The 20837-nt window shown below is 39.9% G+C and carries 18 protein-coding genes; 5 read left to right on the top strand and 13 right to left on the bottom strand.

What is annotated here, in order from left to right; translation table 11 throughout:
• Positions 1-21: 21 nt before the first annotated feature.
• The 4 genes from clpB to iscB all read right to left on the bottom strand — a co-directional run bounded on the left by clpB (position 22) and on the right by iscB (position 5707).
• Positions 22-2616 (bottom strand): ATP-dependent chaperone ClpB, encoded by a 2595-nt coding sequence (gene clpB, locus BM308_RS02885; RefSeq protein ID WP_074942787.1) that lies wholly within the window; start codon positions 2614-2616, stop codon positions 22-24.
• A 96-nt stretch (positions 2617-2712) separates the two neighbouring features.
• Positions 2713-3492: a peptidoglycan editing factor PgeF gene (pgeF, locus tag BM308_RS02880; RefSeq protein WP_074942786.1), complete on the bottom strand. Its 780-nt coding sequence runs from the start codon at positions 3490-3492 to the stop codon at positions 2713-2715.
• Positions 3476-4450, bottom strand: coding sequence for a 23S rRNA pseudouridine(1911/1915/1917) synthase RluD (gene rluD, locus BM308_RS02875; protein WP_074942785.1), 975 nt, complete (start codon positions 4448-4450; stop codon positions 3476-3478). The genes pgeF and rluD overlap by 17 nt, the downstream gene beginning before the upstream one ends.
• A 33-nt stretch (positions 4451-4483) precedes the next feature.
• On the bottom strand, positions 4484-5707 hold the full coding sequence (gene iscB, locus BM308_RS02870; protein WP_074942784.1) for an RNA-guided endonuclease IscB: 1224 nt from the start codon (positions 5705-5707) through the stop codon (positions 4484-4486).
• 398 nt (positions 5708-6105) lie between these two features.
• Here iscB and BM308_RS02865 point away from each other — a divergent pair, with 398 nt between their 5' ends.
• From BM308_RS02865 to BM308_RS02855, 3 genes are all read left to right on the top strand, one after another.
• Positions 6106-6855 (top strand): outer membrane protein assembly factor BamD, encoded by a 750-nt coding sequence (locus tag BM308_RS02865; protein ID WP_177214404.1) that lies wholly within the window; start codon positions 6106-6108, stop codon positions 6853-6855.
• A gap of 54 nt (positions 6856-6909) precedes the next feature.
• Positions 6910-7608, top strand: coding sequence for a pseudouridine synthase (locus BM308_RS02860; RefSeq protein WP_306704935.1), 699 nt, complete (start codon positions 6910-6912; stop codon positions 7606-7608).
• Positions 7609-7855: 247 nt separating this feature from the next.
• Positions 7856-8386: a deaminase gene (locus BM308_RS02855; RefSeq protein ID WP_074942782.1), complete on the top strand. Its 531-nt coding sequence runs from the start codon at positions 7856-7858 to the stop codon at positions 8384-8386.
• A gap of 3 nt (positions 8387-8389) precedes the next feature.
• On the opposite strand, the gene djlA is transcribed toward BM308_RS02855, so the two are convergent.
• From djlA to prfB, 8 genes are all read right to left on the bottom strand, one after another.
• The gene (gene djlA, locus BM308_RS02850; protein WP_074942781.1) at positions 8390-9304 is read right to left on the bottom strand and encodes a co-chaperone DjlA; all 915 of its coding nucleotides are present in this window, start codon (positions 9302-9304) and stop codon (positions 8390-8392) included.
• A gap of 29 nt (positions 9305-9333) precedes the next feature.
• On the bottom strand, positions 9334-10386 hold the full coding sequence (locus tag BM308_RS02845) for a DnaJ domain-containing protein (protein WP_074942780.1): 1053 nt from the start codon (positions 10384-10386) through the stop codon (positions 9334-9336).
• 13 nt (positions 10387-10399) lie between these two features.
• A complete protein-coding gene (murU, locus tag BM308_RS02840; RefSeq protein ID WP_074942779.1) occupies positions 10400-11080 on the bottom strand; it encodes an N-acetylmuramate alpha-1-phosphate uridylyltransferase MurU in 681 nt (226 codons plus the stop codon).
• Positions 11080-11988 carry an aminoglycoside phosphotransferase family protein gene (locus BM308_RS02835; protein WP_177214403.1) on the bottom strand — a complete coding sequence of 303 codons (909 nt, stop codon included), beginning with the start codon at positions 11986-11988 and terminating at the stop codon, positions 11080-11082. Before BM308_RS02835 ends, murU begins: the two co-directional genes overlap by 1 nt.
• A 58-nt stretch (positions 11989-12046) precedes the next feature.
• Positions 12047-12778: a tRNA (guanosine(46)-N7)-methyltransferase TrmB gene (gene trmB, locus BM308_RS02830; RefSeq protein WP_074942777.1), complete on the bottom strand. Its 732-nt coding sequence runs from the start codon at positions 12776-12778 to the stop codon at positions 12047-12049.
• On the bottom strand, positions 12778-13656 hold the full coding sequence (dapA, locus tag BM308_RS02825) for a 4-hydroxy-tetrahydrodipicolinate synthase (RefSeq protein WP_074942776.1): 879 nt from the start codon (positions 13654-13656) through the stop codon (positions 12778-12780). The genes trmB and dapA overlap by 1 nt, the downstream gene beginning before the upstream one ends.
• 25 nt (positions 13657-13681) lie before the next feature.
• Entirely contained in the window at positions 13682-15202 is a 1521-nt protein-coding gene (gene lysS, locus BM308_RS02820) for a lysine--tRNA ligase (protein WP_074942775.1), read from the bottom strand.
• A 24-nt stretch (positions 15203-15226) separates the two neighbouring features.
• A protein-coding gene (gene prfB, locus BM308_RS02815; RefSeq protein WP_143098551.1) for a peptide chain release factor 2 occupies positions 15227-16325 on the bottom strand; the annotation gives its coding sequence in 2 pieces (ribosomal slippage) (positions 15227-16249 and positions 16251-16325; 1098 coding nt in all).
• A 189-nt stretch (positions 16326-16514) separates the two neighbouring features.
• On the opposite strand from prfB, the gene nadC reads away from it, so the two are divergent.
• Both nadC and BM308_RS02805 read left to right on the top strand, forming a co-directional pair.
• Positions 16515-17363: a carboxylating nicotinate-nucleotide diphosphorylase gene (gene nadC / locus BM308_RS02810; protein WP_074942774.1), complete on the top strand. Its 849-nt coding sequence runs from the start codon at positions 16515-16517 to the stop codon at positions 17361-17363.
• Between the two features lie 174 nt (positions 17364-17537).
• Positions 17538-19688, top strand: a complete 2151-nt coding sequence (locus BM308_RS02805) for a motility associated factor glycosyltransferase family protein (RefSeq protein WP_074942773.1) — start codon at positions 17538-17540, stop codon at positions 19686-19688.
• Positions 19689-19748: 60 nt separating this feature from the next.
• On the opposite strand, the gene alr is transcribed toward BM308_RS02805, so the two are convergent.
• Positions 19749-20831: an alanine racemase gene (gene alr / locus BM308_RS02800; RefSeq protein WP_074942772.1), complete on the bottom strand. Its 1083-nt coding sequence runs from the start codon at positions 20829-20831 to the stop codon at positions 19749-19751.
• Positions 20832-20837 lie beyond the last annotated feature (6 nt).

Genomic DNA, 20837 nt, shown 5'->3' with positions numbered 1-20837 from the left:
TTCGGGATACCTTACAGGCTATTAAGCCTGTTTTACAGCCTTGCAGCTTAGCTTACCATCCTTATCGATCTCAAGATTCAATGCCTTGTTGGTAGGAATCTTGCCTGACAGCAATAGTTTAGACAGAGGATCAGCAATTTCATTCTGAATTGCTCTACGTAAAGGTCTTGCGCCAAATACAGGATCAAAACCAACAGTAGCAACTCTCTCGTAAATGCTGTCACCAAGAGACAACTCAAATCCAGCATTCTTAAGTCTGTTGGACAGAGTCTCAAGCTGAATCTTAGCAATACTCTTAATGTGTTCATGGGTAAGAGGGTGGAATACCACGGTCTCATCCACACGGTTAAGGAATTCTGGCTTAAAGTTCTGTTCAAGGATATTCAGCAGTTTTGCTTTTATAGCCTCATAATCACTCTTGCCACTCTCCTCCTGAATCATTGCTGAGCCAAGATTTGAGGTCATGATGATAACGGTATTTCTAAAATCAACGGTTCTGCCCTGACCGTCAGTCAGTCGGCCATCATCCAGCACCTGCAGAAGAATATTGAAGACATCAGGATGAGCCTTTTCAATTTCATCTAGCAGAATTACTGAATAAGGTCTGCGACGTACAGCCTCAGTCAGATAACCGCCCTGCTCGTAACCGACATATCCTGGAGGCGCACCAACCAGTCTAGAGACAGTGTGCTTTTCCATAAACTCAGACATATCAATTCGAACCATAGCCTTTTCTGTATCAAACAGGAACTCGGCTAAAGCCTTACAAAGCTCTGTCTTACCTACACCGGTTGGTCCTAGGAACATGAAGGAACCAATTGGTCGGTTAGGATCGGAGAGTCCTGCTCTACTACGTCTGATGGCATTGGCAATAGCCTCAACAGCCTCACTCTGTCCAATCACACGCTTATGCAGAGAGTCTTCCATTCTCAGAAGCTTTGAACGTTCGCCCTCTAGCATCTTTGATACGGGAATGCCGGTTGCCTTGGAAACCACCTCGGCAATCTCCGCATCTGTAACTTTGTTACGAACCAGCTGAGTATCAGAACCGGTGCCAGATGCCTCATTAATCTGAGCAATCTGCTTTTCAAGAGTAGGAATGATACCGTACTGCAGCTCACTCATACGGTTCAGATCGCTGTTTCTCTTGGCCACATCAAACTCGTGACGGGCAGCATCCAGCTTAACCTTTAGTTTCTGAGTACCATCTAAAATCAGCTTATCGTGATTCCACATATCGGTAAGCTTCTTGTACTCTTCATCCTTCTGAGCAATCTCCTCATCGATAGCAGCAAGACGTTTCTTACTTGCCTCATCAGTTTCCTTTGCAACAGTCTGACGTTCCATCTTCAGCTGAATCAGACGACGGTCCAGTTTATCCAGAGGCTCTGGCTTAGAGTCAATCTGCAGTCTGATACTTGCAGCAGCCTCATCAATAAGATCAATAGCCTTATCTGGAAGCTGTCTGTCTGAAATATATCTGTTGGACAGAGTTGCAGCAGCTACAATTGCAGGATCAGTAATCTGCACATGGTGATGAATCTCATAGCGCTCCTTTAGACCACGCAGAATAGCAATTGTGCTCTCAACAGAAGGTTCACCAACGAAGACCTTCTGGAAACGACGCTCTAAAGCAGCATCCTTTTCAACATACTGGCGATACTCATCAAGAGTAGTAGCGCCCATACAGTGAAGATCACCACGAGCAAGCGCTGGTTTTAACATATTTCCAGCATCCATTGAACCTTCGGATTTACCTGCGCCCACCATAGTATGCAGCTCATCAATGAAGAGAATAATCTTACCCTCTTCCTTGGCAAGATCATTTAGAACAGCCTTAAGACGCTCCTCAAACTCACCACGGTATTTGGCACCGGCAATCAGAGCACCAAGATCTAAGGATAAAACACGCTTATTCTTAAGACCTTCTGGAACTTCACCTTTTACAATACGCTGAGCCAAGCCTTCAACAATGGCGGTTTTACCAACACCAGGCTCTCCGATGAGAACAGGGTTATTCTTGGTTCTTCTCTGCAGCACCTGCATGGTACGGCGAATCTCGTCATCTCTACCGATCACAGGGTCAAGCTTGCCTTTCTCTGCGCGCTCGGTTAAGTCGATGCAATATTTCTTTAAAGCACCGCGGGTATTTTCTGCATTTTCATCATTAACTTTCTTTCCGCCTCGAATCTCCTTTAGAGCTGCATTAAGTTTTTCTGTTGTCAGGTTGCAGCGGGAGAAAATCTCCTTAAGCTCACTGTCGCCTTCTAGCGCAGCAAGGACAAAAAGTTCAGATGAAATGTAGGAGTCACCAGCTTTCTGAGCAAGCTTGTCACATAAATTCAGTAATCTTCCGGTCTGAGCTGATAACTGAATATCACCACCTACTCCGGATACTTTTGGAAGCTTTTCTAATGCCTTATCTACCAGTAATTTCAAAGCAGTAGGATCGGAACCGGCTAATGTCACTAAAGGTCTGATAGCACCATCTTCCTGAGCTAAAAGAGCAGACATTACATGAATTGGTTCGATAAACTGATTATCATGTCCTACAGCTAAAGATTGAGCATCAGCAAGCGCTTCTTGGAATTTTGCTGTAAATCTGTCTAAACGCATGATTGATACCTCATATTCATATATTTTCAGTTTACTTATCTTGTCTATATATGAATATGGGGGCTTATTGCAATTTTTAAAGAGGAGGGATAATTTTTAATTGATAGATATTATCGAAGCCATACGTCCCGTCACATTTGCTCTGCGATAGGAGTAAAACTTCTCGTTCGTGTAAGTATCCTCGTCACTGAAAACGATGTTATTAACACCGCATTGAGTTAAAGCCTGAGAACACAGAAGAGGCAATGAACATAGGAATTTGCCGTTATCCTTTGAAACAAAAGCTTCTTTTGCCTTAGGGAAAGTCTCTGAGAACTGCTCTAAAACCTCAGCTCCAACCTCAAAACTCTTTGGACCGATACATGGACCAATATAAGCGTGGATATTTGCCAGAGAGCATCTTCTCATTAAGGTTACAGCGCTCTTAACAATTCCTGACTTAAGTCCTTTCCAGCCACAGTGAACAGCTGCAATAACCTTTTTATCCTCACTTGCCATCAGTAAAGGAAGACAGTCTGCGGTAAGCACTGCCAGAGCAATATTTCTGTCATTAGTAACAATACCGTCAGCCTCAACACCTAAAGTTACAGCCTCTGTTCCTCTGAGCATCGCCTTGGCACTCTGTGCATTCCTATAGTCACAAAGCACAACTTTGTTGGAATGAGTCTGATTCATCCAGACTATGCTTTTGTGAACAGCTTTCTCTAAAAGCTGACGATTCTTAAGAACATTCTGCTCATCATCACCGACGTGCAGACCAAGGTTAAAGCCCTGATAAGGGACTTCACTTTTGCCACCATCTCTAACGGTATAACCCGCATAAATACCGTTTAAAAAATTCTCGACCTCAACAATAGAACTACAGTTTTTCGCCATTTACTCTCTCATCCTCACGCAGAAGTTCAATCAGTCTGTTAAAGTCATCCGGAATAGGAGCATCAAAGGACATTGGCTCACCTTTTATTGGGTGAATAAATTCAATATGAGCTGCGTGAAGAGCCTGATGACGATAGTTTCTTAAAGCCTCAGATAGTTCCTCTGAAGCACCTTTCATAAGGCGAAGTCTCTTGATTCCATATGTACCATCGCCTAACAGAGGGTGATCAATTGAAGCCATGTGAACACGGATCTGATGTGTTCTACCTGTTTCAAGACGAAGTCTTAAAAGGGTATGTTCACGGAACTGCTCCATAACTCTGTAATGAGTTACCGCCTCTCGTCCCATACCGTCACATACAGTAGCCATTCTGGTACGATTGTGAGGATCACGGCTGATATCCTTATCTATAGTTCCACCAGCTGTAATAAGTCCCTCACAGATAGCCTCATACTCACGAACCACATCATGTTTACTGATTGCTCGAACCAGCTTGATCTGTGCATACTTTGACAAAGCAATCACCATCAGACCGGAGGTGTCCTTATCCAGACGATGGACAATACCGGCTCTGGCAAGCTGAGCAGTCTGGGGGAAATGATAAAGCATGGCATTCATGACAGTTCCATCCTTTACACCTGCTCCAGGATGAACAACCAGACCGACAGGCTTGTTTATGACAATCAGATCCTCATCCTGATATATGATATCCAGAGGAATATCCTGAGGTACCGCATCAAGATTCTCAGGCTCAGGAAGATCAACCTCAATTTCCTGTCCGGTACTTACCTTTACGCTAGGCTTTTTGGTTATGGTTCCGTCTACACTGACAAGACCGTTCTTGATGAATTCGCCTAAGGTACTTCTTGAATTGGTATCATCAAATGAGGCTAAGGCGGCATCCAGTCTTTTGCCGTGAAGCTCGTCAGTTACTATGTATTTAATTTTTTCAGCCATAAGCGCACCGATCTGTTATAAGATTGTATTGATTTAACATCTTTCTATTAACCAACTTTTACGAGTTTCAATTAATTGCAGTTTTTTATAACTTATCGAACCATTGATACGTTCACCGTATACGGTTCGAACATCAAACGATCCAGATTGTCTTCTTCCATATATAAATCCAACTTGTTCACCAACTTTAACCTTATCGAAAAGTCTGAAACCTTTTACCGTATACGGAGCTTGGTTCAGTCTTCTTCGAGCACCTTTTAAAGTGGTACACTTATGAATCTGTCGATTATGACATCTTACTTTTTTAATCAGATAAACATTACTTGGTAAAGCTTGCGGTACACCGCAAATACACCGAGCATCAACATGATGATCTTTCTTTAAATGATATTTCTCTCTTAAGTGCTTGGTTATATAACCATAGGTACTCTTAACACATGGATATTTATTGCAAAATTCTTTGAAAAAGAAATTTCGCATCAATCCCATGAATGTTTCAGCTTTAAAAGATTTACCTCTTTTAATGTCATCTAAAGAGATCAAACCTTTGTGAAATTTCGTGTGACACGAATTGCACAAAGTCACGAGATTGTTAGGAGCATCACCACCTATTAATCTTGATTCAAGATGGTGAACTCGCAAAATTTTGTCTTTAGACCTACCTTTGCAACATCTACAAGTACATCCATCTCTAGCTAAGACATAAGCTTTTACATTCTTGAATCCTAATTGATCACCTTGCTGATACTCAGCACCTTTGATATCAGGATTCTTGTTTTTCTGAATATCAAAACTCGCAATTTCTACGACAATTTTACCTATAGGCAGAATTTCGTGAGCTTTTGCAACTAGTCCCAAATGAGATTCTACTTTTGCTCTGATAGATGGAGGAAGCCAACCTTTTTCAATACCTCGGTTTAGAAATCGAGCTTTGCGATATCTTGTCTTTTTATTTCTACGAGTACGTCTTGCCTCTTTTCTTGCAGACAAGAGCTTTACAATGTCAGTTCTGATTTTAGCTTTAGCTTCAAAGAGAACCTTTTTCTCAGTACATGCAGAAATACCAACATTTTCATATCCTGTGTCTACACCAAGTGTGATCGGTTGGGTAATGTTTGCACACTCATAACTAAGCTGAATGGTAAATGGACACCTTTTAACTACCTTTGCTTTATGTTCTTTGAGCAAACGTCTTACCATACCGTGCCGAGTAGTCGGCATGATTGGTACACCTTTGCAATTTAGAACATAAACCATATTTAATCCTTTAAAAAGTTGCAGTTTTTTGCTGTAAGCCAGATCCTGCAAAACTGTTAAATGCTACCTTCGTCAAAGTTATTGAAAGGTTTGTTGTCTACAACACTGTTTAAACGTGTAAACTGTTTAATCATAGACCTTAGAGGACAGAACTAGGTAGAACATCCTGACGTAACTATTTAGATTTTATCCATTCTTTCATAACGTAGCAAAGTTTACTTTTTAAAGTAGGCTGTGCTTAGACTAAGCTTTAGTTGAAGATTCATATCAATATCAATCTGCAACAGAGCTACGCTCACTATTAATAAATTGGATTAGATATTTACTAAGCAATAAGATAACATATACAATACTTAATTGTATCTAATTATTAAAAAGAAAACATGAGGCTGAATTTGATGTTTAAGAAGATTCTCATGCCATTTATGGTTGCAGCTGCTATTGCTGTTACAGGCTGTTCTTCAGACAAAGTTGAAAAAGATGCTGTTCCAGATTTATCTCAGGAAGCTCTACATGCAAAAGCCAGACAGATGGCAGCATCCGGTGATTATTCAAAGGCCAGAGATTATCTAGAGGCTCTTGATTCAAGATATCCTTTTGGAGAACTTACCGATCAGGTTCAGCTGGATCTAATCTACGTTAACTACAAATCACGTAAACCAGCAGAGACTACTGCTGCTATCGAAAGATTTCTGCGTTTAAACCCTAATTCACAGTACACCGACTACGTTCTGTACATGAAAGGCTTAAACGAGATGCAGAAGCATGGATCTTTAATTCAGGACTTCTTAGGATTTGACCGTTCTCAGAAAGATCCTCAGAGTTACTTTGACGGTTATAAGGCATTCAAGGATCTGATTGACAGATATCCAGATTCTCCATATGCCGCTGATGCCTATCATCGTCTTGTCTACATCAAGACTCAGCTTGCAAAAAGAGAGTGGGCTATTGCCAGCTACTATCAGGAAAGAGGAGCTCTGGTTTCCGCAATCCGGCACTGTCAGGCAATCATCTATACCTACTATGACACTGAGTACTGCGAAAAAGCCTATAAGCTAATGGCTGAAGACTTTAAGAAACTAGGACTGCAGCTTCCTGCAACCAATGCCGAGAAGGTTATTGCAGCATCAACCTTCGAGAAGAAATAAAATCCCTTTCATATATGCATGGGTGGACAGACACTCATGCATTCAGGATCTCCCTTGGACAGTTTTAAATACAATCCCCCTAAAGAACCGTTTCTTGATATTCTTTTCCATGACGAACATATTATGGTCGTCAACAAACCCTCTGGTCTACTAAGCGTACCAGGCCGCCTTGCTGAAAATCACGACAGTATTATTTCAAGAATACAGACAATGCATCCTGATGCCATGGCAGTACACAGACTTGATATGGATACCTCGGGTATTATGGTGGTTGGACTGACAAAGGATGCAATATCTAATCTTGGTAAACAGTTCAATCAGAAAACTGTAACCAAAAGATATGTTGCCCTGGTTGACGGAATCATTCCTGATGAAGGAGAAGTAAATCTGCCTTTACGCTGTGATATTGAAAACAGACCATTGCAGATCGTTGATTTTGAACAGGGAAAAGAATGCAGAACTCTATACAGAAGGTTAGACAACAGCTTTATAAGTAACGATTATAACAACCCAGATATTAGTGCAGTAAAGCTTATACCTATTACAGGAAGGTCACATCAACTAAGAGTACACATGGCACAGACAGGCCACGCGATTCTTGGAGACCGTTTCTATGCATCTGAGGCTGTTATGAATAAATGTGAAAGATTATGTCTGCATGCTTTTTATCTCAAATTCAGACATCCTTTGTCTGGAATTGAATATGACTTTTCGATTACTCCGGAATTTCTCAAGACGCTTTCTGAGATTTAACTGAAGTTCTCATCTGAAATTCCCTTTATCCTGACGGGATTCATACGCTTTAGAAACCTTTTAGGCATCAGGTGAACTACCAAGACTGACTTCATTTCAAAAAAGCTGTCCAAGGACCGTTTTTTTTCATTTAAACTTAATAAATTTGAGTTTTTTGTAATCCATTTTGTGAAATACTCTAAAAAAGAAAAATTCTAATTTATTTATGCTATAGAAGCAGACTGGCTTTATTAAAGGAATCTCTTCTATGCCTTGTATCTCCAATTATGAAATCTCAGATGAAGAAATAATAAAAGCTCAATCCATCCTCAGAAAAATCCACGATAAAACCAAACTCGGTATAGATAACGGAAAAGGACCTTTTTACGCAGAGCTTTACGATGAGCATTACAATTTTGTGGTTGGAGCCTCAAACAGTGTAATTGAAACGCAATGTGCTCTTAATCACGCTGAAATGAACACCCTGAAATTAGCCTTTGAAAAGTTTAAAAACTTTAATCTGGCCCAATACAAACTCACTCTTTTTGTAAACGCAGAGCCTTGTATTATGTGCCTTGGTGGCATAATGTGGTCAGGAGTCAATAAGATAGTATTCAGTGTACCTTCGTCAGAAGTTGAAAAAATCACCGGCTTTGACGAAGGATTCAAACCAGACTGGTTTGATGAGATGAAGAAACGCAACATAAAAGTATGCGGCGGTATTGATGAAGAATACGGTAAAACAGTTCTTCAGTATTATGTAGATATCGGAAAGACCATCTACAAACCAACACACTGATAACTACATTCCTCGCTCTTTTTTGATAAGATCAAAAGCTGCCTGAATATCCTTAGCTTTTTCAGTATAAAGCTTGATCATTTCAGGGGTTAGCCCCTGTGATGCAAGTCTGTCAGGATGATACTTAAGCATCAGACGCTTATGAGCCTTTTTAACATCCTCATCAGAGGCAGAAGCCTCAACTCCAAGAATCTTATAGGCAGCATCAAGTTTAGAGGAATCTGCACTGGAACTGCCTGAGTAGCTGTCATTATATTCATAGGAACGATCTGAGTTGGAGTAATCATATCCAGCCCCAGATTTTCCTCTTTCATAACGTGATCTATAGAAATCCTTAAACTGCTGCTCAAAGTGCATTTCATTATATCTAGAGCGAATATACTGCTCCATAGATTCACGAGAGGCACCAAGCTTTACAGCTATATCCATAAGGCGACGATATTCTTCGTCTTCTAAAACTCCATCTGATAAGGCAAGCTGAACCTGAATTTCCAGAATAAAGTTAACAAAGCTGAAGTTGTTTCCGATAAGAGACTTAATCTCCTGGATAGTATCATTCAGATTAAAGGCATCACTTTTTCCTGAATTAAAAGCCTCAATTGCTGTCTTGCGCATCTGAGGATTCAGTCCCATCACATTCATAATCTGAGACGCCTTTTCGATATGATTCTCGTTGACTCGGCCTGCTCCGCGGGCTACATATCCCATTAAGGCAAAGGTAACCTTAACCAGAGACTCGTTATAGTTTGCATTAGAGGTAAAGGCTCGAACCGCCTCATCATTCTGCTGCCTTTTAAGGTTTGCAGGCTTATCAAAGAATATATATCCTAGGATCATGAATAGAATCGCTCCAAGGAAATTTGCAAAGATAAAACCTAAAAGAAAACCTATGACTCGGCCTTTATAACTGTTATTCATAATTACTCGAAAATTTACTTTAAATTTAATCAGATAACTTCACTGTAGAGTTTTTTCAGATAATCAAAAGCAGCCTGTATAGCCTTAGCCTTATCTGTATAAATTGCAATCATATCTTCAGAAAGTCCCTGAGAAGCTAAACGGTCAGGATGATATTTAAGCATAAGCTTCTTGTATGCCTTTTTAATATCATCAAAGGTTGCGGAAACATCCAGCTGCAGAATATCCAGAGCCTCTGAAGTTTTCTCTGCTCCTGTATGATTATAGGAGGAACTTGAACTCTTTTTGGATTTTTTAGTGCCTGAAGAACTATTATCTGACTCAAATGAGGAAACTGAGGTACTTTCTGATAGATTCTCCTGAGACTGCTTCTCAAATTCTCTAGCAAATCTAGCTTCTGCACCGTTTGATTTGAATAATCTCTTAAGGGCGGCCATTGAAGAGCCCATTGCCTTACCAATGGCAACCAGACGCTCTTTGGCATCATAATGGATATTGTCATCAACCGTTGCAATGATAAGAGCATAGGTTAAGACGTAGTTTATATAATCGCGGTTCTTACCAATGTAGAGAAGATAATTTTCAACAAACTCATCAACATTAAACTCAGGATCAAGAGCATAATTAAAAGCCTCTACCGCAAGACGGCGTTCCTCTTTGGAAGCCTTGAAATAAGTAATAACATCCTCGGCATTCTGGATATATTCAGTCAAATCCTCCTGATTGGCTAGTATATATCCGGCTACGGTATAAATATTCTCGTAAAGTGAAGCTTTGTTTTCTCTATTCTTTTTCTGTACAGCCTTAATCTTCTTCTCTACCTTTTTCTCTTCCTTTAGGCGAGCTTCCTCTAAAGCCTTCTCCTCCTGTTCCTTCTGCAGAAGTCTTTGAGCCAGAATCTTTTCTACAGCTTCTTTGTATTTTGGTCGGTCATAAAGAAAAAAAGCAACCAGAGGAGTAATAATTGCAGGAAGAATATGAGAGCAGATTACAGCTAAGATAATTCCTAGGACAATACCGATAATACTGCCCTTGTAGCTAAATTTAATTCCAGCTTCTCTGCCTTTTTCACTTAATGACATGATTACTTTTGTATTAGATGATGTTTTGAGATGTTATATATGAGTTTACATTGTTTAGACGTTCGATAGTTCCGACGTCAAACCATCTTCCCTTAAGAAGTTCCCCTTTTAATTCCCCGTTTAGAGCCAGTTTTTCAAAGATTGGCAGCAGAGGTCTTTTTTCTACAGGGAAGCCCTCAAAAACAGAAGAAGAATAAACGGCAACCCCCGAGAAGGTAAACTGAGATCCTCTTGAGCAGTTTTTGCTTACAGGATCTAATGAGAAATCACCATGAGGATTATGTTCAGGATTATCAACAAGATATATTCTTGCGTGATCACCTTTTTCCAATGGATGAATAAACTGGGAATAATCTGCATCAATAAAGGTATCCCCGTTTACAACCAGAAAATTCTCTCCTTTAAAGAAAGGTAGAGCCTTGATAATACCACCCGCAGTTTCAAGACCGGTTTGACCTTCAACTGAATGAGTGATACTTACTCCAAAAGCAGAGCCATCTTTTAGGAAATCGACAATTTTATCTGAGAGATGGGCTGAATTAACGATGATCTCGGTGATACCAGCCTTTTTCAGCTTGAGGATGTGCCACAGAAGTAATTCCTTATCTCCAACCTTAACCATTGGCTTAGGAATAGTATCAGTAATCGGTCTTAATCTTTCACCGCGACCTGCAGCCAGAATCATAGCTCTCATCAGAAATTTCCTACCACATATTTTTTAATAATATTGGATAGTTTACTAAAATGAGGGTCTGTTTTGCACTCATCTAAAACGTAATTTATGACACGAGGTAAATCTTTTAGATAGCCGTTTTTACCATCTCGGATAGAGAGTCTGCAGAAAATACCTAATACCTTAATGTGTCGCTGAAGAGAAGTTATGTTCAAAAGACGTTCAAACTCATCTTTTGTCATCCCTTCTAAGAGTTTAAGTTCAACATATCTGCTGTAGGCTCTGGCTATGCACTTGTTTACAAGCTCTTTATCAAGCACCACGTAACAGTCATAAACAAGAGAGGCGAGATCATAGGTTATAGGACCTTTTACCATATCCTGAAAATCGATTACAGCAAGTTCCTTATCGCAGACCATTAGATTACGGCTATGATAATCTCTGTGCATTGCAACATAAGGAAGTTTCTTGAGGCTTTCACAGATATAATCATAAGATTCTTTTAGAACCTGTTTTTCATCATCTGAAAGCTGAACGCCGAGTCTTTTTTCAAGCATCCAGGTCTCAAATAAGGAAAGCTCAAAGTTTATGAATTCATCATCAAATAATGGCAGCTCAACTTTGGAGATAACCTTCGCAACAGGAGCTAAAAGATCAATTGCCTGCAGGTAGTAAGACTCAGCATAGGTTCCTATGGCAACCTGGGCAAAAGTTGTATTGCCAAGATCCTCTAAGAGCATAAAACCATTTTCCAGATCATATGACAGGATCTTTGGAACTTTGACCTTTTCAGAGGCCAATGCCTCATCTATAGCAATGAATTCTTTATTTTTCTGAGTCTGAGGAGGAGCATCAACAGCAATTAGATTTTTACCTGATACTCTGAAATATCTTCTGAAACTTGCATCGCCATTTAAAGGCAAAAGCATTATTTCATCTTCTAAAATAATGCTTTTAACAAATGCAGTTAATTGATCTTGTCTTGAATCAGTCACGAACAAATACCAAATCCCATACTCCATGACCTAGTCTCTGACCACGTTGTTCAAACTTGGTTAAAGGACGCCATGAAGGACGAGGAATATATGTACCATCCGCTGAAGTATTGGTGAAGCCTTCTGCTCTGCTTAGAACATCCAGCATCTGAACTGCGTAATCTTCCCAGTCTGTTGCCATACGGAACTGACCGCCTGATTTAAACAGAGGAGCAACCAGTTTTACAAAATCGTCATTGATAAGTCTGCGCTTAACATGACGTTTCTTTGGCCAAGGATCAGGGAAAAAGATCTGAAGAATATCCACGCTCTGAGGTTTCAGACACTTTTTCAGAACCTCAAAGGCGTCGAACTTAATCACCTTAACATTGGTTAGCTTTTCCTGTTCGATCAGCCTAAGAGCAGAACCAACCCCAGGAGGATGAACTTCTATTCCCAGAAAATTATACTGAGGAGCATCCTTTGCCATTTGAACAAAAGAAACCCCCATACCAAAACCAATTTCTACAACTAAAGGAGCACTGCGACCAAAAATACCATCGATATCCAGAGGCTGTAAATCCTCAACATCGACCATATATTTTGGACCAAGTTCCTCAATTGCACGAATCTGACCTTCTGTCATTCTACCAGCACGAACAACAAAAGACTTGATTCTAAAATCTTTTTTCTTTTCAGAAGCCTCTGGTGAAAGAGACTCCTGAACTTCTTTATTATCTGTCATTAAATCAGCTCTAACTTCTGCATCTGAGTCTTGATTTCTTCTCTCAGACTCTGACTAATTGGAAGAATTGGCAGACGAGATTCTTCAGAACATAGACCTAACAGTGAAGCACCGTATTTAGCAGGAGCTGGGCTAGGCTCTTTAAACATCAGCTTATGCAGAGTCATAAGCTTCAGATGCTCATCGGCAGCCTCTTCCCACTTCTTCTCAAGGGTTAGGTTCTGAACCTTTGCAACCAGTGCAGGAGCAACGTTTGCAGTTACAGAAATAACACCAACACCGCCGGCAACATTGAAGTTAACAGCAGTTGAATCCTCACCTGACAGCCAGATAAAAGGCTTATCAATCAGATTTCTTTCAATCCAAGGTCTCTCAAGATTGCCGGTAGCATCCTTGATACCGATAATACGCTCAAGCTTAGAGAGTTTAGCAACAAGCTCTGATGAGATATTTACAACTGTACGGCCTGGTACGTTGTAAAGGAAGATTGGAAGATCAGTGTTATCATGAACCATCTTGAAGTGTGCATACAGACCTTCCTGATTAGGACGGTTGTAATAGCCTGCATTATGCAAAAGACAATCAGCTCCGGCATCTTTAGCTGCATTAGACAGGGCAATTGCTTCTACAGGGTTGTTAGAACCTGCACCAGCCATAACCTGAATACGTCCTTTTGCATAGTTAACTACAGCCTTAATAGCATCAACATGTTCATCAAATGATAATGTTGGGCATTCACCTGTAGTACCTGTTACAACGATGCAGGTGGTTCCATTTTTTACATGAAACTCAACCAGACGTTCTAATGCCTCAAAATCAACCTTTCCATTCTTGAATGGAGTAATTAAAGCTACCATTGAGCCCTGATACTTTTGCATGGTCTTCACCTTCCGAAGAAAAATCCTAATTGCGTCTTAATGTTGGGAATAGGATTACATCACGAATGGTGTGGCAGTTGGTGAACAGCATAACAGTTCTGTCAATACCAATACCCTCACCTGCAGTTGGAGCTAAACCATACTGCATTGCGGTAATGTAATCGTCGTCGTAATACATAGCCTCATCGTCACCGGCATTCTTTGCTTCAGCCTGCTGACGGAAACGTCCTGCCTGATCATCTGGATCGTTCAGCTCAGAGAAGCCGTTACCGATTTCACGGCCACCGATAAAGAACTCGAAACGATCAGTGAACTCCTCATCACCATCAGTTCTACGTGCTAAAGGAGATACTACAGCAGGATAGCTGGTAATAAAGGTTGGCTGCTGCAGATTTGCTTCAACCAGCTCATCAAACAGAGCAGTAATAAAGTGACCTAAAGTCCAGCCCTTCATAATCTCAATATGATGCTTCTTACAAAGCTCACGTGCCTTGTCTTCATCCTCAAGATCTGCCATGGTGATACCATTGCCGTACTTAACGATAGACTCTTTCATGGTCAGACGGTCAAATGACTTTGAGAAATCAATATCCAAACCAGGCTCACCTTCCTTGCCATAATGAATCTTGGTGGTACCTAGAACCTCTAATGACATCTTCTTGTAAAGATCCTCTGTAAAATCAATCAGATCTTTATAATCATGATATGCCATATAGAATTCCATCATGGTGAATTCTGGATTGTGGCGAACGTCGATACCCTCATTTCTGAAGTTACGGTTAATCTCGTATACGCGCTCAAAACCGCCAACAACAAGTCTCTTCAGATATAGTTCTGGAGCAATACGCAGATACATATCCATATCTAGAGCATTGTGATGGGTAATGAATGGCTTAGCGTTTGCACCGCCTGGAATTACGTGCATCATTGGAGTTTCAACTTCCATGAACATATGCTCGTTCATGTATTTACGTATGAAGGAAACAACCTTTGTACGAATCTCAAAGGTACGGCGTGATTCTGGATTTGCAATCAGATCAACATAACGCTGACGGCAACGTGCTTCCTGATCGGTAAGACCATGGAACTTCTCTGGAAGAGGACGCAGTGCCTTAACCAGTAAACGCAGTGCACTAACATGTAATGACAGCTCACCGGTCTTGGTCTTGAAGGCAAAACCGGTAACACCGATAATATCGCCTAAATCAAGCTTCTTGAATACATCCTGGTAAACACCCTCTGGAAGATTGTCTCTTGCAACATAAATCTGAATTCTTCCGCCCATATCCTGAATGGTGGCAAAACCTGCTTTACCCATGATGCGGCGGGTCATTACTCTACCGGCAATGGTATAAGTATTCTGTTCTTTCTCCAGAACTTCATTGTCTTTATCTGCACATGCTTTAATGATATCTGATGAGAATGCATCTCTACGGAAATCATTTGGGTATGCCTGACCTTTTTCACGAAGAGCATTCAGCTTATCTCTACGATCCTGCATTACATTGTTTAAAGACTCTGCAGAGCCAATGTTTTCTTGTGCCATTTTCACTTTCCTAAATTTCTAAGTCTAAAGTCCTGACTTTAAACTTGCTTCAATAAACTGATCCAGATCGCCATTCAACACTTTTGTTGTATCGCGACACTCTACTCCTGTACGTAAATCCTTGATACGGGCATCATCAAGAACATAGGAGCGAATCTGAGAGCCCCAGCCGATATCTGACTTGCTGTCTTCAATTTCCTTCTGAACACTCATTCTCTTTTCAAGCTCAAGGGTATACAGTCTTGCTCTTAACTGTTTCATTGCCTGATCACGGTTCTGAAACTGAGAACGTTCATTCTGACAGGAAACAACAATTCCGGTTGGAATATGTGTTATACGTACTGCAGATTCTGTCTTGTTAATGTGCTGTCCGCCAGCACCTGATGCTCTGTAAACATCTGTTCTTAAGTCAGCAGGATTGATTTCAATTTCAATATTGTCATCAACCTCAGGATAAACATAAGCAGAACAGAATGAAGTATGTCTGCGATTATTTGAATCAAAAGGAGATTTTCTGACTAAACGGTGTACTCCGGTTTCGGTTCTGAACCAGCCGTAGGCATGATCTCCCTCAAAGCGTAAAGTCGCTGATTTTATTCCGGCAACTTCACCTTCAGACAATTCTGTAACAGTAACAGTAAAGCCATGCTTTTCACCGAACTTAACGTACATGCGCATGACCATTTCAGCCCAGTCCTGAGCTTCGGTACCACCTGAACCAGACTGAATATCCATATAACAAGGATCATTATCGTTTGGACCTGAAAACATTCTTTCAATTTCCAGTCTTTCCAAAGCAGCTTCCAATCTTTGAGCTTCAGCATTAGCTTCTTCAGCGAGTTCAGCAGAATTCTCCTCTTTTGCCATTTCATCCAAGGTCAAAAGATCATCGAATCCCTGATACAGATTGTCAAAATTTTTTACAACAGTTTCTAATGACTGTCTTTCTTTTCCAAGTTCCTGTGCCTTCTGAGGGTCATCCCATAACTTGGGATCTTCTAGCAGTCCATTAACTTCTTCAAGACGTTCTCTCTTAGTCTGAAGGTCAAAGGTACCCCCTTAATGCATCAGCTCTCTGTTTAAGAGCTTCAACCTGATCTTCAATAGAGATTGTTTCTAACACGTTTTTATCTCTCACAATTAAAGTAAATTAAGTTTCGATTATATCAAAAACAAAGCGCATGTGCAGTCTTTGTCACATTTTCGTGTATTTTTTTGGCGCAAAAAATACCATAGAACAAAGGGCAGAAATTACCCTAAACAAAGAATGTGCTATTATTACTAGAAAAAAATTTACTACTAGGAATTAAATATGCTTCAAGATGATATTGTAGCCACCGTTAAAATGGCTCTAACAGAGGATTTAGGAGGAGTTCTTGATCCTTCTTTGGATGTTACTTCACAGCTTATTGACGAAAACGAGACTGATGAAGCTACAGTTATTACACGTGAGGCCGGTATCTTCTGTGGAAAAGAATGGGTCGAGGAAGTTTACAGACAGCTTGGCAACAAAGTTGAAATTCAGTGGTTTGTTAAAGACGGAGATACCATTGAACCAGGTGAACAGCTTTTCCATTTAAAGGGCAACTCAAGAGCAATGCTTACTGCAGAGCGTACCGCACTGAATTTTGTACAGACTCTATCCGGTGTAGCAACTCAGGTTTCTAAATTCGTTAAACAGATGGAAGGCACAAACTGCAGTCTTCTGGACACCAGAAAGACACTGCCTTGTCTGAGAACCGCTCTAAAATATGCAGTAACCTGCGGCGGCGGCAAGAATCATCGCATTGGTCTTTTTGACATGTATCTTATCAAAGAGAACCACATTATGGCCTCAGGTGGTATTGCCAAGGCAATCGAGAGAGCTCGTGCAGCACATCCAGAGCTTAAAGTTGAGGTTGAAGTTGAGAATCTTGACGAACTACAACAGGCTCTTGATGCAAAAGCTGACATCATCATGCTGGATAATTTTGAATATGATTCAATGATTCAGGCAGTAAAACAGACAAATCATCAGGCACTGCTTGAGATTTCAGGAAACGTAAACATTGATACCATCGGCAGATTTGCCTCAACCGGTGTTGACTACATCTCCGTAGGAGCTCTAACCAAGAATGTAAGAGCTTTAGATCTATCAATGAGATTTGTTAAGAAAAATTAAGATTCAAACAATAGAGTCTCTGTCATCAGGGACTCTGTTTTTTTTATTCAAACTATAATTCAAACTAAATCTTGACCCTCCCCTCACATCTTAAAAGTCTTTTTTTACTCTAAAATCTCGATATGCTAAACATAGCATTAGACGTGTATCAATTGAACTCAGGATAATCTTCAAATGAATATGGATACAAACAATAATATTCAAAACGACAACATCTCAGATTTTCTTTTGACAAGATTCTCTGAAAATATTCAAACATTTGAGAAATACTTTCCTGATATTGCAGCAAAATTCAAGTCATACAAACCAACCAAGAATATCAGTTTTTTTTATTCTGAGGCAGGAACGCCTAACGTATCCTTTGGAGATTCAAACAAACCATTTTATCCAGAAGATCCTATAGAGTACTGCAAAAAACAGATTATTAGTGAATTAGAGAAAGTTAATATACAGTCTGATAAATACCCTCCTCAATATGATCCTTTTGGGCAGTTTTCCTTCAGATACCTAAACAGATTGGTTGAAATTGATTCTCAGAATGCTTTTGTCAATGAAATCTCTCCTCTTAAAACAGGCTCTGTTGCAAGTTGCATGATTATCGGAGTTGGCCTTGGATATCACTTAGCAGATTTATTCGAGAGACTGGAGATCTGCAACACAATCCTGATTGAACCTGATCAAGACGTTTTCTTTGCCTCTTTACATACATTTGACTGGGCCAATCTGCTTGAATATATCTTTCAGAATGATTTTTCCTTTAACCTAATATTAGGTCAGACTGACAACCTTCTAAGTCAAATTGAAGAAATAGGCATAAAAAACGGAGAATTTCTGCTTAATAGCAGACTAATGATTATTCACTCCTACAACGAAGGAAGTCTAAGTATTTTGAATAATCTTTTGGACTATAAGACCATTCTTTTTCGTTCCGGTTTTTTTGATGATACTTTCTTTGGCTGTTGCCACTCAATTAAAGCAATACAGGCCCATAGGAAATTTGTAAAAAAACACGTAGAACTAGGTGAGTACAAGAATCTGCCAGTATTCATCATAGGTTCAGGACCATCTTTAGATAACGATCTTGCTTTTATCAGAAAAAATCAGGATAAAGCTATAATTATTGCATGCGGAACCGCACTTGACACACTCTATCATTCTGGAATAAAGCCTGATTTATACGCCTGTACAGAGAGAACCCCCGTGATTGCTCAGGCACTTCAGGCTATACCAGACAAAGAGTTTTTAAATAATCTAATCATAATATCTACTAACGTATGCCATCCATATACTTTTGATTATTTTAAGGACTCTGCTTTATTTGTTAAAGAAAACGAACCATTGATTCCATACATTAAACAAAATACCGGTGAGTTAGACTGGCTTCAAGGCTGCTCCTTATCAAATCCATTTGTGTCAAATTGCGGAGTATCAGGAGCTGTTTATCTTGGCTTTAATAACCTGTATCTTTTTGGAATTGACTGCGGAAAAGTCAGCGAGCAACAGGAAAACCATGCAGGAAATACCACTCTATATAATGAACATGGAGTCCCTGATAAGGGTGGTGCCTACTGTATCAACTCAAAAGCCAGAGGAAACTTCAGAGAAGAAACTCTAACAAATATGCTCTTCTATAGATCAGGAAAAAATATTGGAACCTTGTTAGCCCAAAATCCATCAGTTTCCTGTTGCAACTGTTCAGATGGTATTTTTATTGAAAACACTAAGCCAACTCATTCAGAAAGTCTGTTCGAATTATTCAATTCGCTAACAGAAATTGATAAAGTAAAATTCCATGAATTTATAAAACACGAAAAAACGGCTGAAATAGATATTACAGAAGAAAAAATACAAAAACTTATTTCAAAACCTAGATTTGCAGAAATATGCAATGACATTCTTCTTATGCTTAAAAAGCTGAAGTATGAAAATAGAAAAGATCTAGTCGTACAACTGATGAAGATATCTCGCTTTATCCAGAATAAAAGACATAGCGATGATCTATTTTATGCATGTTTAATAGAAGGAAGCTTGCAATCTTTCTTCATAATGCTTGTACACGCTATTTATGGCTCTGAAGATGAAAAGAAATGTCTTATTGCCGTATCTGAAATGGTCGAAGTAATACAGGGTTTCCTGGTAGAAGCACAGGATGTATTTAATAAGTTCCCTGATTATATTATGGGAGAACACCGTAAGTATTATTCGAACAATCTTGTAGGAAAAGACATGCCAAACTGCAAAGCTACAGCTTTTCCTCCAGATATGAATCTGATGGCCCGAAAATACGATGACCCATTAAAGAAGTTCGTAAAAAAAACTCAGTAAGATTATCTATTGTTGCAAAGAATTGGAATATACCGCGAGCTCTTCCTCGCGGTATTGCATCTAGCCAAATACAAATTCCACTCTAGGCATTACGTGACAGATCAGCTCATAAGGAATCGTATTGCACAGTGCTGAAATTTTCTCCACAGGTAATCCCTTTCCCCATAGGATAACCTCATCTCCAACCTTATCAGTACAGTTCTCGCCTAAATCCACAAACAGCATATCCATGCAGACATGACCTGCAGTCTTTACATAACGGCCATTGATAAGAACAGGAGTTCCGTTAGGTGCAGTACGAGGATAGCCATCGCCGTAGCCACAGGAAACAATACCGATTGTAGTATCCTTATCTGCCACATAATAGGCGCCATAACCAATCTTATCTCCCTTCTTAACCTTATTTATTGCAATAAGATTACTCTTTAAGGTCATAACAGGCTTTAATCCGAGATCCTCTCCGGTTCTGTCTTCAAATGGAGAGATACCATACATGACAATACCAGGACGAATCCACTGGGTATGTGAATTCTGCCAGTCAAAGATTCCGGCAGAGTTTGTAAGACACAGATCTCCCTGAATGTCCTTTGCAAAATCAAAGAAATTAGAAATCTGAGTCTTGTTGTATTCAAACTCAGCAGGGGTATCTGCAACAGATAGGTGAGATAAAAGCCCCAGAGGTTTTATAACCTTGTCGCACTTTTCAAGACGAGATTTTATCTTGGCAATCGTAGCCTTATCATTTGAGCCTAAACGATGCATTCCGATATCAACCTGAATCCATACATGTATTGGCTTTGAAAAAGAAACTCTCTCAATTGCCTCAACCTGCTCCATTGTATTTACAGCAGTGTATAAATCATATTTAGAGATAAAAGGAAGATCATCGTCGTTATAAAAGCCTTCCAGAAGAAAAATTGGATTTTTTATTCCATCACGACGTAAATCCATTGCTTCGCCGATTCTTGCAACAGCAAAACCTTCAACTTTATCCTTTAAGGCATTTGCTACAGCGATAGCGCCATGACCATAGGCATTCGCCTTGATAACAGCAATTACTTTTGAATCTTTAGCTTTATCCTTGATTACTTTTATATTGTGTATCAATGCCTGCTTGTCAATTAAAGCAGTTACGCTTTCCATGTTTGT

Source organism: Succinivibrio dextrinosolvens, from assembly GCF_900116345.1.
GTDB lineage: Bacteria > Pseudomonadota > Gammaproteobacteria > Enterobacterales > Succinivibrionaceae > Succinivibrio > Succinivibrio dextrinosolvens_B.
This window is presented reverse-complemented; position numbering and strand designations above follow the sequence as displayed.

Coding starts and splice junctions, on each gene's coding strand:
- lysS (WP_074942775.1), bottom strand. CDS start 15,202: ATGGCACAAGAAAACATTGGCTCTGCAGAGTCTTTAAACAATGTAATG.
- nadC (WP_074942774.1), top strand. CDS start 16,515: ATGCTTCAAGATGATATTGTAGCCACCGTTAAAATGGCTCTAACAGAG.
- BM308_RS02865 (WP_177214404.1), top strand. CDS start 6,106: ATGTTTAAGAAGATTCTCATGCCATTTATGGTTGCAGCTGCTATTGCT.
- pgeF (WP_074942786.1), bottom strand. CDS start 3,492: ATGGCGAAAAACTGTAGTTCTATTGTTGAGGTCGAGAATTTTTTAAAC.
- BM308_RS02835 (WP_177214403.1), bottom strand. CDS start 11,988: ATGCTTTTGCCTTTAAATGGCGATGCAAGTTTCAGAAGATATTTCAGA.
- clpB (WP_074942787.1), bottom strand. CDS start 2,616: ATGCGTTTAGACAGATTTACAGCAAAATTCCAAGAAGCGCTTGCTGAT.
- alr (WP_074942772.1), bottom strand. CDS start 20,831: ATGGAAAGCGTAACTGCTTTAATTGACAAGCAGGCATTGATACACAAT.
- iscB (WP_074942784.1), bottom strand. CDS start 5,707: ATGGTTTATGTTCTAAATTGCAAAGGTGTACCAATCATGCCGACTACT.
- BM308_RS02805 (WP_074942773.1), top strand. CDS start 17,538: ATGAATATGGATACAAACAATAATATTCAAAACGACAACATCTCAGAT.
- rluD (WP_074942785.1), bottom strand. CDS start 4,450: ATGGCTGAAAAAATTAAATACATAGTAACTGACGAGCTTCACGGCAAA.
- BM308_RS02855 (WP_074942782.1), top strand. CDS start 7,856: ATGCCTTGTATCTCCAATTATGAAATCTCAGATGAAGAAATAATAAAA.
- murU (WP_074942779.1), bottom strand. CDS start 11,080: ATGAGAGCTATGATTCTGGCTGCAGGTCGCGGTGAAAGATTAAGACCG.
- dapA (WP_074942776.1), bottom strand. CDS start 13,656: ATGCAAAAGTATCAGGGCTCAATGGTAGCTTTAATTACTCCATTCAAG.
- djlA (WP_074942781.1), bottom strand. CDS start 9,304: ATGAATAACAGTTATAAAGGCCGAGTCATAGGTTTTCTTTTAGGTTTT.
- trmB (WP_074942777.1), bottom strand. CDS start 12,778: ATGACAGATAATAAAGAAGTTCAGGAGTCTCTTTCACCAGAGGCTTCT.
- BM308_RS02845 (WP_074942780.1), bottom strand. CDS start 10,386: ATGTCATTAAGTGAAAAAGGCAGAGAAGCTGGAATTAAATTTAGCTAC.